Genomic DNA, 16,753 nt, shown 5'->3' on the forward strand with positions numbered 1-16,753 from the left:
TTTCTCATACAAATAATCATGTATGAGAAAGTTCCCGTTATTGTTACTCTTAATAGTAGTTTTTAGCCTCCGGGTTTCTTCCCAGGGTCTTGACAATCTGTACCGCCTCTCCAATGCAAAAACACGTAGCATCAGTCCTGAAAACCTGACTGGTGAGAAAGGTAAGGGAGGCATGGCATTGCCCTCCAAAAATGCTCCTCTTAACACAGCCAATGCTTCTGATGCAGCCCGCGATCTGGGCCAGGGCTGGAAAGTCAATCCATTCATCATTATTAAGCCGGGCCAGACATTTACACTGGCCGAAATAAGCGGTTCCGGTGCTATACAGCACATCTGGATGACACCGACAGGTGTATGGCGCTACAGCATTCTGCGCATCTACTGGGACGATGAGAAGACCCCTTCAGTAGAATGCCCTGTTGGTGATTTCTTCGGCATGGCCTGGAATGAATATGCACCACTGACCTCCTTACCTGTATGTGTGAATCCCGGCAGTGCCTTTAATAGCTACTGGCAGATGCCGTTCAGGAAGAAGTGCCGCATAACTATGGAAAACATCCATACAGAGCAGATGACGCTTTATTACCAGGTAGATTATGAGTTGAGGGATGTACCCTCAGATGAGGCTTATTTTCATGCGCAGTTTCGCCGGGCAAATCCTGATACCAGTGGTGATTATGTACTCGTAGACAATATCCAGGGGAAAGGGCAGTATGTGGGTACTTTCCTGGCAGTCGGCGTGAATAATAATGGCTGGTGGGGAGAAGGTGAAATCAAGTTTTTCATGGATGGAGATCAGCAATTCCCTACTATCTGTGGTACGGGTACGGAAGACTATTTCTGTGGTTCTTACAACTTTGACCGGAATGGTAAATATGTGCCTTTTTGTACACCATACAGCGGGTTGCACCAGGTGATCCGTCCGGACAATGATTATCATACACGTCAGCGTTTTGGCATGTACCGCTGGCATATTGTGGATCCTGTGAGATTTGACAAGGACCTGCGGGTGACGATCCAGGATCTGGGCTGGCGGAGTGGTGGAAGGTATTTAAAACAGCAGTCTGATTTATCATCAGTAGTATACTGGTATCAGACTGAGCCTCACCAGCCATTTCCTGCATTACCTGGAAAAGATGCGCTGGAAGTGTATTAAGCGGCAGATATGCAAGGGGTGGCGCATTCGATTAAGTTCCCGGCTGACGGAATTTATGAAATCACTTTTCATATTATGGTTACAGCAAGGATATGAAGGGACTGGCATTATGCCAGTCTCTTCCTTCCCCATACAATAAAAGCGGCAATAAGCGCGATAGCGATATTAAACCCGATCACGCTGGATTCGCCTCTGGAGATATGGAAAACCGAAGCGCTGATCATGAGTAATACTATCCCGCTGGCAGCATAAACACTCAGAAAGGGAATGAGTATGCCGATACCACCCAGGAGGTCAATAATGCCCATAAAACGTAGGAATGCGGGGGCTACCTGTCCGGTCCAAGGATACATAGCAGCCTGTTGTGCGATAGGAGTAAATAGCTTCATGTATCCGGAATAAAGAAACAGCAGACCTGTTAAAACCTGGAGTATCCAAAGGATAGGATTCAATACTTTCATGCTTGCTTATGTTTAATAAGGCAAACTTATGCAGGTTAACAACCCATAAAATTTTAGTTACTTACAGGTAAGTGAAGTTTATCCGAGGGCTTTTTCCAATACGCCTTCCAACTGTTTCACGAGTTCTCCGAAACTGGAAGGTTTGGTCATAAAATGAGCGGCTCCCAATGCAGCGGTTTCAAGGCCGTCTTTTTCCCTGAGTGAGGTAGTGAAGATAACGACAGGGATTTTTTCCAGTTGTTCGTTTTGTTTGATGATTTCCAGGAACTGTTTGCCATTCATTTTGGGCATGTTCAGGTCCAGGAAGATCAGTTGTACATCCATGGAATTGTCTTTCAGTAATTCCAGGCCTTCTTCACCATCAGATGCGAAGTGACAAACAGCGGAGCTGTCTGCTATAGACATCGCTTCACCAAATAGTTCCTGATCATCAATATCATCATCCACCAGTAATATAACCTTGTTCGTCATGTGCGCAAAAGTACCGATAATAGTTTTAAAGACCAATTAAGATGGATGGTTGGATACTTGTTAAAGTATGAATATAATTGTTAATAGACAACCGGAACTAAATCAAGGACATTATGCTTTAATTAGCCCTGTCTTTTCCTGTTTTTTTGTCAAAAATCCTTTTTTGCCCTGATTTTATTGTTATCAATTGAAATACAAAGAATAAGGTACTTTTCCTGCCTCCTAATCCTTGCCTGTATCGCGTTTTACTGGTTTTATTATCGACATATTATTATTTTCTTTAAATAATTATTTATAATTTTATCCTACTAACTGAAAAACCGGAGATCCCTATCCTAATGGACCGATTTTTAATAAGAAAAACCATAGCTCACAGGCTCATTTTATCATGCTTTATACTAACTTTTGTATTTGCTGATGCCATCGCACAGGGCTTTGCTAAAACAAGCGCTTCTGGAGTAGTAAGCAATGTTAATATAGTGTCTAACAATGAGAATACATCCTTTGCCAAACTGGGGGATGTTGTAACTTTATCCTTTATTGCCAGCAGTGACCTCCCAACCCCCCAGGTTACTATTGCCGGCCATAAGGTTAGCCCTTCTTTTGTGTCTTACCTGCAATATGCTGCTTCCTGGACGATGACGGATACTGATATTGAGGGAGAAATATTGTTCAGTGTAGCTTATGTAGATGAAGCGGGTGATACCCTGAATGTGATTAATGCGACTACAGACAATAGTAAAGTTTATTATGACATGACGCGGCCTACATCCGGTATTTTTTCTACGGTGGGAAGTCCTGTGTCAGCACCTTTCACAGTTAGCATCAGTTTCAGTGAAGCGATCAGCACATTTGATGTGAGCCGGATCATAGTTGAAAATGCTACTTTATCTGATTTTGATCGTGTGCGCAATAATCTGATCACTGCAATAGTGACTCCGATTCATGATGGCAGGTTGAGTGTGCAGATTCCTGATAGTACCGCGACAGACCAGGCGGGTAATCCAAATATAGCATCGGTAGTACTCACCAGGACAGCGATATCTACTGGTATGTTTGACAAGATTTACCCTAATCCGGCAAGTACGAATCTCACAGTAAAATATGTACCTGCGGTGAGTGCAAAAGCGGTGATTTCATTAGTAAGTTATAATGGTATTACGGTGTATGAAAAGGAAATGGCGCTGGATGGATTGACTGTAACTATTGACGTGAGTGGGGTTCCGTCAGGAATGTATATGTTGTTTACCCGGTCAAAAGATTATAGTTTTTATACAAATGTAGTGGTAGCCCATTAGATGATCTTTCCCGCAATCCATTGCATTTTGCAGCTTGATAAAAACCAAAATGATAAGCGCAAAATGACTGTTATTTTACGTAGAAAAATTATCGCCGTATCCAAATTATTCCCTAATTTTACTAAGTTATGTAAAACTTTTGTCGGCCCCCCCACTTTATGAGACGTGAAAATCTGAACCGTGCATCTAACAAACAGGTCTGCTAAAGAACATAAGAACTCAAATAACCAGGATGAATGTAATGTGACTACAACAGAATCAAGTATCAGCATTTAGCATTAAGTAGCCAAAGAGTCTCAATAGCCAATTCAATTCCCCTGGTATTATTATTTTCAAAGATTGATGCTCTCAGCAAAGAGCAATGTGTTATGTGTATTATTTATTAAAACTGTACCTGAGAAAGGCCAGGCGGGACATAGCCTGCCAATGAATGGTGCTTCCTGTTTTGTTGCCAAAGTATAGTATGAATAATACGCGGTGAGACGTATTTTCTGCAATGCTAAAAGAGAATCTGTGTCCTCCATATACTCATGAAATGTTATGAAAGATGAAAAATAAACTGCTTATTGAAATCATTGCGTCTTTACTCGTCATATTGTTTTTGTACACAGGATTAAATAAACTATTTGAGCACACCACATTCAGATACCAACTGAGTATTTCACCCTGGCCGTTGCTCGCATCCTGGTCTGGAATTGTATCCTGGGCATTGCCAATAGGAGAAGTATTGCTCGCAGGAATGTTTCTGATCACTGCTTTTCGCATGACCGCTTTCATTGCAAGCGCTATCCTCTTTGCCGGATTCCTGGCATACCTGGGAATTTTGCTGAGTAGTGGCAGTACCTTACCCTGCACCTGTGGGGGAATCATCAGCAGTATGAGCTGGAATGCACATGTATGGTTTGATGCCGCTTGCTTTATACTATGCATGGCGGGCATCTGGCTGCTGCGAAATAAATACCGAATATCAAATCAGCATTAATACAACTAGCGCAGAATAGTATCTGGAATCACAACAACTAATTAAATCACATACGCCAAACTTTAACATCGCAAACCAAATGAAACACATCCGTCTTACTGCATTAGCGGCAGTACTAACCATTGTAACCATTAGCGCCACACAGGCAGCTAAATCTTTCAGGTCTCTCGTTTATTGGTATGACCCATACACGTATGATTATCTGGGAGCTACTTTCGATAAAGATAACCCGCCAACAGGTTGTAAAGGAAACGGAGCCCTGTGCGCCTATGGCTACTCATCTCCCAATCCGACCACAACATCCATAGCCCGTGCCTTCAAAGAGTGATACGCTGCCTTATCCAGGCAGCTTCGCCGCCAGACAAAGAGCGTGTATCACAGGTACACGCTCTTTTATTTTGAGTGCCTGATGGTACCGCCCAATTCCCCGAAGGCTTTTTATACGTCGGTTTCTTCGTGCTTCTACGCGAAGCGAATTCTCCACTGATCATTTCCGGCAACGATTGCGTAAATAAAAATCCCCTGATCCATTCTTTTGCCTAAACTTTTCTGTAGCTTGGCATCTATTAGTGTCAGTAAGACACCGAAGATACACCTGCAGTTTGTGTAATTTCCATGATTATGAGCGGCGTTTTTTTACTGTAGACTGGCCCATAAACCAATGGCAGCCCGCGCCCTGCTATCTAATTTGAAAATTTGTATAAAATTCCATCAGGTATGAAAAAGTATGAATATCACCATCTCAGGGTAAGGTTCTCATTGTTGAATATTACTTCCACAAAATCGTAGTACGGCAGCGCTGTACAGGGATTTTAATTTCTCACAAGGGATAAAAACAGGGAACACCACCCATTAAAATTGTAGGGCCGTATGCCTGCTACAGGCATACCACCATGTGCTGACTATCCCTCATTGTATATGCCTTAAATAATACGGGCAATGTTTAAAAATCTACCATGTATCCTGATCAGGATAACAGGATTGCTATTGCTATGTTCCACGGCCTTTGCCCAGCAGATTACCACACCTGCTGCACCGGCAAAAGAAATCATCTTAAAAGGGAAAATTTATGACGCTGATGAAAGATCCGGACTTCCAGGAGTTACGGTTCGTGTTAAAGTAGGTAACAAAGGAACAACTACCACTCCCAATGGATCCTATACTTTAAAAGTCCATGAAAATTCTACCATCGTCATCTCCCTCATCGGTTACATCACACAGGAAATTGCTGTCAACAAACAGGAGACGATTGATGCTTTCCTGGAAAAAGACATAAAGTCCCTGAATGAAACCGTGATCATTGGTTATGGTACGCAAAAGCGTGCAAATGTACTGGGCTCTGTTGCTGTGGTGAATACGGCCGAAGTAGAAGATCTGCCTGTAGCCAACCTGGCTACTGCCCTTCAAAACAGGGTGCCAGGCGTATCTATCAACCAGTCATCCGGCCGCCCGGGCTCCACGACTACACTCACCATTCGGAACCCTGTCACCTGGGCTGCCACCGGTTCATCTACCGATCCGCTCTATGTAATAGACGGTTTCCAGATGACAAAAGCAGACTTTGATAACCTGGATGCAACCATGGTGGAAAGCATTTCCTTCCTCAAAGATGCCGCTGCTTCCATCTATGGAGCCCGAGGTGCAAACGGTGTAGTACTGGTAAAAACAAAAATGGGGAAACCCGGTAAGCCTCGTATCAGCTATGCTGGTTCTTACGGCCTTTCCAATGCCACCTACATTCCTGAAATGCTCAATAGCTTTGACCATGCTACGATGCTGAATAACAAGTACACCAGCCTCAAAGATGTTAACACTGCAAAATATTACACCGACGATGAGCTGAGTTATCTCAGATCCCACAACTACAACTGGATTGACGATGTCTGGAAAAAATCACACCTTACCCGCCATACTATCAATGTAAGCGGTGGTAGTGAGAGAGTAACCTTCTTCACCGGTGCCAACTACTATAAAGAGGATGGGAACGTAGGAGATCTGTATAGCAACAAATACGGAGTGCGCCTGGGTATCAATGCTAAAATTGTGGATAACCTGACAGCTACCATCTCCTTTGCTACAGACAACACTATTGTAAACAGGCCTACGCCTAAAACAGTTGCTTCCGGCACTACTGAGCAATCAGACCAGATGAGCGCAACCGTGAGTGCACTGCTGCTCACACCAGGATGGGTGCCCATGTATATAGACGGTAAACCCGTGTATTCCTCCGTACCCGGCTGGAGCCCCTCAGAACTGGTGAAAACAGGTAGTTATGCCAGAACCAAATCACAGGGCCAGACCATCAATGCTGCCCTGGATTATAAACTGCCAGCCATCAAAGGCCTGTCCTTCCGTGTACAATACGGACGCAATACCCGCACTGATTTCGGGAAGGAATACTATGTACCTTACTACCTCTACAACTTTGTCAGGGAAGGTGTACACGTGACTTCCCAGAACGTGATCTTTACCAATCAGACCACAGCTACCAACGCTACTACATTCATCAAAAACGGGAACGTGATGCTGGAAAATTATGGCGGTTCATCCAACTACCAGCTGGATGAAATGATGACTTACGCCCGCACATTTGGTAAGCACGATATCAACTTATTGCTTGTAGCCGAACAGGGGGAATCACAGAATGATGCATTCAATACCCGCCGCGAAACAGTGGTTATTCCCGGTATTGATGAACTGTTTGCCTTCAGCCAGGATAAATCATTGTATGACAACGGTGGTTCTGCAGGCGAAACCGGTCGTGTGAGTTACCTGGGCCGCCTGAACTATGGCTTCTCTGAAAAGTACCTGCTGGAAGCTACTTTCCGCGCAGATGCTTCGCCTAACTTCCCCAAAAATTCCCGCTGGGGTTATTTCCCCTCTGTCGCATTAGGCTGGAGAATCTCCCAGGAAGACTGGTTCCATCGCGGCGTGAAGTTCATCGACGACCTGAAGATTCGCTTCCAGGTAGGTTTAACAGGTAATGATGCGGTAAGGAATTATCAATACAAAGAAAGATATACCCAAACGACAGGGATGCTCTTTGGCAGCACCTATACCAGCGGTTTGAGTAACAATGATGTGCCCAATGAACACATCACCTGGGAAAAGGCCCTTTACAAAAACCTGGGCTTTGATGGTACCTTCTTCAATTCAAAATTCAACTTTGCGATAGACCTGTGGCACCGTTACAACTACGATATGTTGCAACAGCCTACCAGTACTGTGCCCACCACTTTTGGTGTTGCCATTTCAGATCAGAACTATGGCAGGCTGAAATCATGGGGACTGGAAGCTGGCCTTGGTTATAATGGTACGATCAATAAAGATTTCAAATATTTCGCATCCATCAACTTCGGGGTAAGCGATAATAAAGTCATCCGTAAATACTATGGTGCCGGCGATACTGCCTGGAAGAATCCAATAGGCCGCAGAACGGACAATGGTATGGAAGGTTATAAATCCACAGGCATTGTTCGTACGCAAAAAGAAGCAGAAGACTTTCTGCTGTCACACCCGGGATGGACCATCGATGGTAACCCGCTCATAGCTGGTTATATGAATTACGAAGACATCAATGGCGATGGTAAGATAGATGCAAACGATAAGACCCGCATCGCACCAAGAAGCAGCAGCATCTTCGGGCTGGGCTTCAACCTGGGTGCAGGCTGGAGAGACCTGAAGCTGAGTTTCAATATCAGTCTGCAGGTAGGTGGCTACGAAGCATATGATAAAACAGCAAGAACGCCTCCAACCGAAAATGCCCGCGCACTCGGCATCTGGAAAGACTCCTGGTCACCCGATAATCCTAATGCAAAATATCCGCTCATCAACTCTCCGCTCATCAGCGAAATCTCCGATTTCTGGGTGCGTAGTGCAACCGCCATGCGTGTGAACAATGCACAATTGTCCTACAGCCTGCCTAAAGAGTTGTCTGCAAAATGGAAGATCCCTGAACTGCGGATGTTCATCACTGGTTCTAACCTGTGGGTGCTGATCAACCATCAGCCTTATAAAGATCCGGCTACAAATCTGGCGATAGACTATCCGGCACTTCGTACATATACCTTCGGCCTGAACCTGAGTTTGTAAAATCAACAAGTATGCAAAGTAAGATCAACTATATATACATCCTCCTGCTACTGGGGCTTTGCTCCTGCTCCAAAATCCTGGACAAAACAGACTTGTCAGGTATTGATGAGGTTACCTGGGATAATGAATCTACAGCTACATTGTACCTGAACAGGCTCTATGACCTGGCTATGCCTACCTGGCCGAACCTGCAGGGGGCCGGTACATTGCCGACTGCTATCCATGACCTGGCGGACGACTATAATGGCGGTGATGCCAAGTTATGGTATGGTACACTGTCAGTCGACAATATCAACGACTTCTATGGTGGCAATGCATCTGCCAATGCCTGGGCCTACATCCGCAAGATCAATATCCTGCTCACCGAGATTGAAAAGGGAACCCTGGATACAGATACAAAAACAAAGATCAAATCCCAGGCATACTTTCTGCGCGGCTGGATCTACTTCCAGCTGGTAAAGTTATATGGTGGGGTACCCTACCTGGATCATCCACAGGATTGGATCACAGAAGATCTGTTTGTGAAGAGAAATAAAACTTCTGAATGTATAGACTCCATCGCGAGAGACTTTGATAAGGCAACTAATTGTCCTGCCAGCTGGGGAAGTGCTGACAGGGGCCGCATTACCAGGGGAGCTGCATTAGGTATCAAGGGCCGCATGCTTTTATATTGGGCCAGCCCGCAGTTTAATCCAGACAATGACCAGTCCCGCTGGGAGCGTGCATACCAGGCAAACAGGAATGCATACGACACCCTGCTGATAGATGGTTGTGCACTGTATTCTTCTTATGCCAATATCTGGCTGGATGAAGGCGCTGGTAATAAAGAAGTCATCATGTTGCGTTCATTTGATGGAGCTAACAAGGCAAGTACATTTGATGATGTGGCCCGTCCGTATTCAGAATCCAATGGCGGTGGCGGCTCTTACCAGCCTACACTGGACCTGGTAGAGTTATATCCCACCAAAGACGGTTTGCCTATCACCGACGCTGCATCCGGTTATGATGCCGTATACTACTGGAAAAACCGTGATCCGCGCTTTGATGCGACCATTGCTTACAATGGCTGTACCTGGCCACTGAGTAATAAAACAAATCGCAGACAATGGAACTATGTTGGTATGACGGACGATAAAAATAAGCCTTGTGTTACAGGTTTCTATTGCCGCAAAAATTGTAATACAGCTACAATTAAGGATAATACCAAGCAGGGCAAAACTGACTGGATAGAACTGCGCCTGGGAGAAGTAATGCTCAATCTTGCAGAATGTGCGAATGCAACCGGTCGTAGCCAGGAAGCATACGATATGCTGATTGCTCTTCGTAAAAGAGCTGGCATCAATCCGGGTACAGACAATATGTACGGCTTGAAAACGGGTTTGTCACAGGCAGACCTGCGTACAGTAATCCTGAATGAGCGCCGCATAGAACTGGCTTTTGAAGGTAAGCGTTACGACGACATGCGTCGTAATAAAGTATTTGATCAGCTGAATGGTAAGAAAAGAAGGATCCTTAAACTGGGCATCAAGGCACCTTACACAGTAGCCATCCTGGAAAAAACGGATGGCGAAGGTATCATGCTGCGCGATAAGCTGGACATCAATGGAACTGACTACACGACTTACTTTAATCCGGTAGTTGATTACCTGGATACACAGCAGGCTATAAATTATCCTTCTTATTATTATTTTTATGGTATACCTACATCTAATATACAACGGAACCCATCGCTGGAACAGACGCAAGGATGGAACAGCGGCACCTTTAATCCTTACGAATAATCTGAAATTAAATAACCGATGAAAAAGTATTTCATACTGGCAGCAATGTGTCTGGGGCATCATGCATTTGCTCAATATCCAACCATACCAAAGGCTGTACAGCATGTAAGTGATTCCATGCTGGAAGGTGCTAAAAAGCACGCTGACGAAATGTGGGAAAAAGCATTGCCCATCGTGACCCAGGAAGCACGCAATGGCAAACCATATATACCTTATGCTTCCCGGCCTACCGATCTGCCGCAGGCCGGCATCCCCGCCTTCCCCGGAGCTGAAGGCGGTGGTGCATATACCTTTGGCGGTCGTGGCGGGAAAGTATACGTTGTGACAAGTCTGGCCGACGATGGACCCGGTACGCTGCGCGAAGCCTGTGAACAGGGTGGTGCACGTACCGTTGTATTCAATGTAGCCGGTATCATCCGTTTGAAGACCCCCATTATCCTTCGGGCACCTTATATTACTATCGCTGGTCAGACAGCGCCAGGCGATGGTGTTTGTGTCGCAGGAGAAAGCTTCTGGATCGATACACATGATGTGGTGATCCGCTACATGCGCTTCCGCAGGGGCGAAACAAGCGTAGGTCGCCGTGACGATGCACTGGGAGGAAATCCTATCGGCAACATCATCATCGACCATTGCTCTGCCAGCTGGGGACTGGATGAAAACATCTCCCTGTACCGTCATATGTACAACCCGGGAGAAGGTTACCCTGAAGAAAAACTTCCCACCATCAACATTACTATTCAAAACTGTATTTCATCAGAAGCATTGGATACTTACAACCATGCCTTTGGTAGTACACTGGGCGGGGAAAACTGCGCTTTCATCCGTAACCTCTGGGCCTGCAATGCTGGACGTAACCCTTCAGTGGGCTGGTTCAGTGTGTTCAACTTTGTGAATAACGTTGTATTCAACTGGAAACACCGTACCGTAGATGGTGGCGATTACCGTTCACAATTCAACATCATCAATAACTACTTCAAGCCGGGGCCTATCACGCCACGGGATGAGAATGTAGGTCATCGTATTATCAAGCCGGAATCAGGCCGTAGCAAACTGAAATACCAACAGTTTGGCAGAACCTATGTAAGCGGTAATATCATGGAAGGCTATGACAACATTACCAAAAACAACTGGGATGGAGGTGTGCAGGTAGAAGACCTGGGTAATGCGGGCCAGTATATGGCAGATATGAAAGTAGAGCATCCGGCTCCGATGCCTAAGATGACCATCCTCTCTGCGAACGATGCATATCAGTATGTACTGGACAATGCAGGTGCTACCCTGCCAGTGCGCGATCCTGTGGATAAAAGAGTGATTGAACAGGTGCGTACCGGCAAGATTCAATACAAAGAAAACACCGAATCTAAAATTGGGAGTGAATATATCAAGCGCAGACTGGCACCTGATTCCTACAAGCAAGGTATCATTTACGACATTGCACAGGTAGGCGGATACCCTGAATATAAGGGCAAACCCTACAAGGATTCCGATGGTGATGGTATGCCGGATGAATGGGAAACCAAGCATGGTCTGAATCCAAAAGATGCCGGCGATGCTGCGAAAGATAAGAATGGTGACGGCTACACCAACATCGAGGATTTCCTCAATGATATCAAAGGTGATAAGAAGCCGTATGCCATGATCATCAATGAACGTGTAGCAAAGATTGTATCCACCCTGGGCATCGAAGAGCCGGCAAAGAATGACCAGGTACAGGCGATCATCGCACAGCAATATGTGGATATCAAAGACAACGAGGCTAAAAAAGATACAGCACTCATGCATGAGCTGCACCAGCGGTATCTCTCAAAACTCTCTTCCGTATTAACAGCGGAACAGGTGACTAAAGTAAAGGACGGTATGACTTACAGCATCCTGCCTGTTACTTACAGTGCTTATCTGGATATGCTCCCTGACCTGACAGCAGCACAACGGCAACAGATCATGACCTGGCTGGCAGAAGCCCGTGAACACGCAATGGATGCAGGTACTTCAGAACAAAAACATGCCGTGTTCGGCAAGTACAAAGGAAGGATCAATAACTACTTATCAGCATCCGGTATTGATATGAAAAAAGCAGAAGCAGACTGGAAGAAACGTAGGAATGAAAAATAAACTATTATGGACCCTGGCCTGTGGCCTGTCACTCACAGCCGGGGCACAACAAAAGCAACAGCCACCGGTAACGGTTAATAAAGAAGGGCATCTGGAGTATACTCCAGATGCCTTAGGCAATCGTATACCTGACTATTCTTATTGTGGATACCTGGCAGGAGATAGTACGATTCCTGATCTGCCTGCACGTATAGTAGTTCCTGTGGGTGGTGACATACAAGCAGCATTGGATCAGGTAGCTGCTACAGGTGGAGGTGCGGTTGTATTAAACAAAGGTACTTACCAGGTAGCAGGCACATTGCGCATCAGTGGCAGTAATGTGGTGCTGAGAGGGAGTGGCCCGGAGACTATCCTGCTGGGGGCAGGTACAGACCGTGCAACACTCATCCGCATAACGGGTGTGCATGACAAACAGTATAGCAGGACTGTAAATATCATCGATGCTTATGTGCCTGTCAATGCTACGACTATTACCGTAGCACAGGCGGATTTTAAGGTGGGAGACAGGGTAGAAATCACCCGGCCCTGTACAAAAGCCTGGATCACACAATTAGGCATGGAGCATTTTGGAGGTGGTATTACCGCTTTAGGCTGGAAGCCCGGAGATCGTGTAATTCACTGGGATCGCAAGGTGCTGGCGGTACATGGCGACCAGTTAACGCTGGATGCCCCATTGACCACGGCGCTGGATACAAGCTATGGTATCTCTACTATTACGGCTTATCAGTGGCCTGGGCAGATTACACATGTGGGTGTGGAAAACCTTCGTTGTGTGTCTGCCGTAGATGAAAAACGACCCAAAGATGAAGAGCATCGCTGGACGGGTATTACCATTGAAAATGCGACAGACAGCTGGATCAGACAGGTCTCATTCGAACATTTTGCCGGTTCGGCAGTCGCCATCTGGGAGACCGCAGGCAGGATCACTGTAGAAGATTGTATTTCCTTAGCACCTGTGAGTGAAACAGGTGGCCAGCGCAGGAATACCTTTTTTACTGCCGGACAGCAAACCCTTTTCCAGCGTATTTATGCACAATACGGTTACCATGATTTTGGTGTAGGATATTGTGCGGCGGGTCCGAATGCCTTTGTGCAATGTGAATCCTGGATGCCTTTTAGCTATAGTGGAACCCTGGATAGCTGGGCTTCCGGTGTGTTGCTGGACAATGTGCAGGTGACAGGTCAGGCACTGGGTTTCCCTGACAGGGGGCAGGATGCGCAAGGTGCTGGCTGGTCTGCAGCCAATAGTATGCTGTGGCAATGTACGGCTGCAAAAATTATTTGTCCTGCACCGCCAGGAGCTATGAACTGGTCATTCGGTGCCTGGGCACAGTTCCAGGGCAATGGATACTGGAATAATTCAAATGAATATATCAATCCGCGCAGTTTGTATTATGCACAGCTGGCAGATCGTTTGGGTAAGGATGTGTCGGACAGGGCACTGTTGATGCCTGCTACGTCCGAAGCATCCAGCAGCCCATCTCCGCAGCAGGCGGCAGCACTGATTGCACAATCAAAGGAGCCGGCACTGACATTGCAGGAATGGATTGCGAAACAAAAGCCTGTAGTAGTGAATACACAAGGCATTAAGGTAGTGGCGATCAAAAAAGAAGAAAGCAAGGTGCATGCGGAATCGCTTATTCACATTCAGCATGGGAAAATAGTAAGCAATACAGCATTGCTGACCGGTGGTCGTCATGAAGAGCCCTGGTGGCGTGGTGGCATCCGTCCTGAAGATATAAAAGAGGCAGTACCTGCCTTGACCCGTTTTGTTCCCGGCCGCACCGGTACCGGTTTTACCGATGATATAGATAGTGTGGTAAAGTGGATGGAGAAAAAGAATATCGTAGCCTTTGATCATAACTATGGTCTCTGGTATGAAAGAAGGAGAGACGACCATGAGCGGGTATTGCGTATAGATGGTGATGTTTGGCCGCCATTCTATGAGCAGCCATTCGCACGCAGTGGTGAAGGTACTGCCTGGGATGGCCTGAGCAAATATGATGTAAGCAGGTACAACACCTGGTACTGGAACCGTTTACGCGAATTTGCTTCCAAAGGCAGGCTCCTGATTCATGAAAACTACTTTCAGCACAATATCATCGAAGCAGGTGCACACTATGCAGATTTCCCCTGGCGGCCTGCAAACAATGTGAATAACACTGGTTTCCCTGAGCCTCCGCCTTATGCAGGCGGCAAGCGCATCTTCATGGCGGCACAGTTCTACGACACCACGCATCCGGTACGCCGTGCATTGCACCAGGCTTATATCCGCCAGTGCCTGGAGAATTTCAGTGCAAACAGCAATGTGATACAACTGGTCGGCGCGGAGTTTACAGGGCCGCTGCACTTTGTACAATTCTGGATCAATACCATCGAATCATATAAGAAAGCACATCCAAATTCCAATATAATAGGTCTCAGTACAACAAAAGATGTGCAGGATAGTATTCTTCAAAACCCGGTTTACTCACATGTAATCGACCTGATTGACATACGGTACTGGCACTATCAGCAGGATGGTAAGGCATACGCACCCCAGGGTGGCCAGAGCCTGGCTCCCCGGCAGCATGCACGCCTGCTGAAACCAAAGAAAACGAGTGAAGAAATGGTATACAGGGCAGTGCGTGAATACAGGGATAAATATCCTGACAAAGCCGTTATCTATTCAGCAGACAGCTACGACCGCTTCGGATGGGCGGTCTTCATGGCAGGCGGTTCGCTGCCGGCAATTCCTGTAGTGGATGTACCCGGCTTCCTGGCAGCGGCTGCGGGTATGCAACCTGTGGATCTGCCCGGTGTAATGGCGCTCCGGAATGAAGGAAACGAATACATCATTTACTGTAATGCAGGTACAGAAATCTCAGTAGATGCCGGTGTAAAGGGCATGGCTCGCTGGATAGATGCCCGGGATGGACATCTGATCAGTAAAAAAAAGATCAGTAGCTTTAAATTCCATAACCCGCAACAGTCTCCCGCTGTGTTATGGATAAGTCGCAAATAGTTTAAGTATGAAATGGAATACACTGTTTATCGTATTATTCTTCCCGTTCCTCAGCTTCGGGCAAAGTAAAACCCTGCCCCTGAAGATTTCAAAAGACGGGCACTTTTTTCAGACATCCGATGGCCAGCCTTTCTTCTGGTTAGGCGATACCGGTTGGTTACTCTTCACTAACCTGAATGAATCAGAGGTAGATCAATACCTGGATGACCGGCAGGAAAAAGGATTCAATGTAATCCAGGCCATGCTGCTCCCAAAACTGGCTGCCGTGAATCAAAAAGGAGATTCCGCCTTGCTGAAAAGCAACCTTTCCCAACCGCAGCAGCAATACTTCGATTTCGTAGAAAGTGTTGTGGACAAAGCTGCTGCCAGGGGACTCTACATGGCATTGGTACCTGTATGGGGGGGCGCTGTCAAAGAAGGAAAGGTATCTTCCGCCGCTGCCACGGCTTATGCACACTTCCTGGCTACCCGTTTTCACAATAAGAAGAATATCATCTGGCTCAATGGCGGTGATATCAAAGGCAGTGACTCTGCTGCCGTATGGAATGCCATCGGCAATACCCTGCACCGGGAAGACGCTGTACACCTTATGACCTTTCACCCAAGGGGCCGTACGCAGTCATCAGACTGGTTTCACAATGCTGCCTGGCTCGACTTCAATATGTTCCAGTCCGGCCACCAGCGTTATAACCAGGATACCACAGCCAGGAAATACGGAGAAGACAATTTCAGGTATATACAGGCAGATTACAAACGTACGCCTGCAAAGCCTGTATTGGATGGGGAACCTTCTTACGAAGGTATTCCACAGGGATTACATGATCCGAAGGAGCCATTCTGGACAGATAAAGATGTGCGTCGTTATGCCTACTGGTCTGTATTTGCCGGTGGGGCAGGTTTTACCTACGGCCATAGTGCAGTGATGCAATTTCATAAGGCAAAAGAAAAAGGTGTCTATGGTGTTAGAGAAGTATATACCGATGCACTGCATGCTCCCGGTGCTTCACAGATGAAATATTTAAAGCAGCTGCTGACCGGTCGTTCCTACTTTGACAGGGTGCCTGATCAGTCATTGCTGGCAAAGGATACCGGTAGCAAACACCAGCGCATCATCGCTACAAAAGGCACCACCTATGCGCTCTATTACACTGCTACCGGCCGCAGTATCCCTGCGCAGTTAGGCAAAATAGAAGCCAGCTATATCAAAGCTTCCTGGTATGATCCACGCACAGGCGTAAGTACCAGGATCGGTACATTCCCAAACAAAGGTGTAAAAGTGTTTGACCCGCCAGGAAAGGAAGAAGAAGGGAATGACTGGGTATTAGTTATAGACAGGTCTTAACCCACGTAAGTTTTTTTCAGGCTGGCTGCAAGCCTTGCCGATAAATACGAT

11 protein-coding genes are annotated in these 16,753 nt (G+C 46.3%); 9 read left to right on the forward strand and 2 right to left on the reverse strand.

Annotated elements, in window-relative coordinates; genetic code table 11:
• Positions 1-22: 22 nt before the first annotated feature.
• Entirely contained in the window at positions 23-1,156 is a 1,134-nt protein-coding gene (locus DXN04_RS01760; protein ID WP_116851585.1) for a glycoside hydrolase family 172 protein, read from the forward strand.
• Positions 1,157-1,263: 107 nt separating this feature from the next.
• On the opposite strand, the gene DXN04_RS01765 is transcribed toward DXN04_RS01760, so the two are convergent.
• Together DXN04_RS01765 and DXN04_RS01770 are read right to left on the reverse strand one after the other, a co-directional pair.
• Positions 1,264-1,617, reverse strand: coding sequence for a DoxX family protein (locus tag DXN04_RS01765; RefSeq protein WP_116851586.1), 354 nt, complete (start codon positions 1,615-1,617; stop codon positions 1,264-1,266).
• A 78-nt stretch (positions 1,618-1,695) separates the two neighbouring features.
• Entirely contained in the window at positions 1,696-2,088 is a 393-nt protein-coding gene (locus tag DXN04_RS01770) for a response regulator (protein ID WP_116851587.1), read from the reverse strand.
• A 479-nt stretch (positions 2,089-2,567) separates the two neighbouring features.
• On the opposite strand from DXN04_RS01770, the gene DXN04_RS01775 reads away from it, so the two are divergent.
• The 8 genes from DXN04_RS01775 (at position 2,568) to DXN04_RS01805 (ending at position 16,702) form a co-directional block, all read left to right on the forward strand.
• Positions 2,568-3,386: an Ig-like domain-containing protein gene (locus DXN04_RS01775; protein WP_158568800.1), complete on the forward strand. Its 819-nt coding sequence runs from the start codon at positions 2,568-2,570 to the stop codon at positions 3,384-3,386.
• Between the two features lie 547 nt (positions 3,387-3,933).
• On the forward strand, positions 3,934-4,368 hold the full coding sequence (locus DXN04_RS34490; protein ID WP_147319813.1) for a MauE/DoxX family redox-associated membrane protein: 435 nt from the start codon (positions 3,934-3,936) through the stop codon (positions 4,366-4,368).
• Between the two features lie 79 nt (positions 4,369-4,447).
• Positions 4,448-4,696 (forward strand): hypothetical protein, encoded by a 249-nt coding sequence (locus DXN04_RS34495; RefSeq protein WP_147319814.1) that lies wholly within the window; start codon positions 4,448-4,450, stop codon positions 4,694-4,696.
• Positions 4,697-5,307: 611 nt separating this feature from the next.
• Positions 5,308-8,460, forward strand: coding sequence for a SusC/RagA family TonB-linked outer membrane protein (locus DXN04_RS01785; protein ID WP_116851590.1), 3,153 nt, complete (start codon positions 5,308-5,310; stop codon positions 8,458-8,460).
• A gap of 11 nt (positions 8,461-8,471) precedes the next feature.
• A complete protein-coding gene (locus DXN04_RS01790) occupies positions 8,472-10,241 on the forward strand; it encodes a RagB/SusD family nutrient uptake outer membrane protein (protein WP_116851591.1) in 1,770 nt (589 codons plus the stop codon).
• 18 nt (positions 10,242-10,259) lie between these two features.
• Positions 10,260-12,356 (forward strand): DUF3826 domain-containing protein, encoded by a 2,097-nt coding sequence (locus DXN04_RS01795; RefSeq protein ID WP_116851592.1) that lies wholly within the window; start codon positions 10,260-10,262, stop codon positions 12,354-12,356.
• Positions 12,346-15,360, forward strand: a complete 3,015-nt coding sequence (locus DXN04_RS01800) for a DUF6298 domain-containing protein (RefSeq protein ID WP_116851593.1) — start codon at positions 12,346-12,348, stop codon at positions 15,358-15,360. The genes DXN04_RS01795 and DXN04_RS01800 overlap by 11 nt, the downstream gene beginning before the upstream one ends.
• Before the next feature lie 7 nt (positions 15,361-15,367).
• Complete coding sequence (locus DXN04_RS01805) at positions 15,368-16,702, forward strand: glycoside hydrolase family 140 protein (RefSeq protein ID WP_116851594.1); 1,335 nt, start codon at positions 15,368-15,370, stop codon at positions 16,700-16,702.
• Positions 16,703-16,753: the final 51 nt, after the last annotated feature.

Source organism: Chitinophaga silvisoli, assembly GCF_003412465.1.
Lineage (GTDB): Bacteria > Bacteroidota > Bacteroidia > Chitinophagales > Chitinophagaceae > Chitinophaga > Chitinophaga silvisoli.

What these genes read in the sequence shown, in the direction of transcription:
- DXN04_RS34495 (WP_147319814.1), top strand. Translation starts at nt 4,448, where the DNA reads ATGAAACACATCCGTCTTACTGCATTAGCGGCAGTACTAACCATTGTA.
- DXN04_RS01805 (WP_116851594.1), top strand. Translation starts at nt 15,368, where the DNA reads ATGAAATGGAATACACTGTTTATCGTATTATTCTTCCCGTTCCTCAGC.
- DXN04_RS01800 (WP_116851593.1), top strand. Translation starts at nt 12,346, where the DNA reads ATGAAAAATAAACTATTATGGACCCTGGCCTGTGGCCTGTCACTCACA.
- DXN04_RS01760 (WP_116851585.1), top strand. Translation starts at nt 23, where the DNA reads ATGAGAAAGTTCCCGTTATTGTTACTCTTAATAGTAGTTTTTAGCCTC.
- DXN04_RS01765 (WP_116851586.1), bottom strand. Translation starts at nt 1,617, where the DNA reads ATGAAAGTATTGAATCCTATCCTTTGGATACTCCAGGTTTTAACAGGT.
- DXN04_RS01785 (WP_116851590.1), top strand. Translation starts at nt 5,308, where the DNA reads ATGTTTAAAAATCTACCATGTATCCTGATCAGGATAACAGGATTGCTA.
- DXN04_RS01795 (WP_116851592.1), top strand. Translation starts at nt 10,260, where the DNA reads ATGAAAAAGTATTTCATACTGGCAGCAATGTGTCTGGGGCATCATGCA.
- DXN04_RS01790 (WP_116851591.1), top strand. Translation starts at nt 8,472, where the DNA reads ATGCAAAGTAAGATCAACTATATATACATCCTCCTGCTACTGGGGCTT.
- DXN04_RS34490 (WP_147319813.1), top strand. Translation starts at nt 3,934, where the DNA reads ATGAAAAATAAACTGCTTATTGAAATCATTGCGTCTTTACTCGTCATA.
- DXN04_RS01770 (WP_116851587.1), bottom strand. Translation starts at nt 2,088, where the DNA reads ATGACGAACAAGGTTATATTACTGGTGGATGATGATATTGATGATCAG.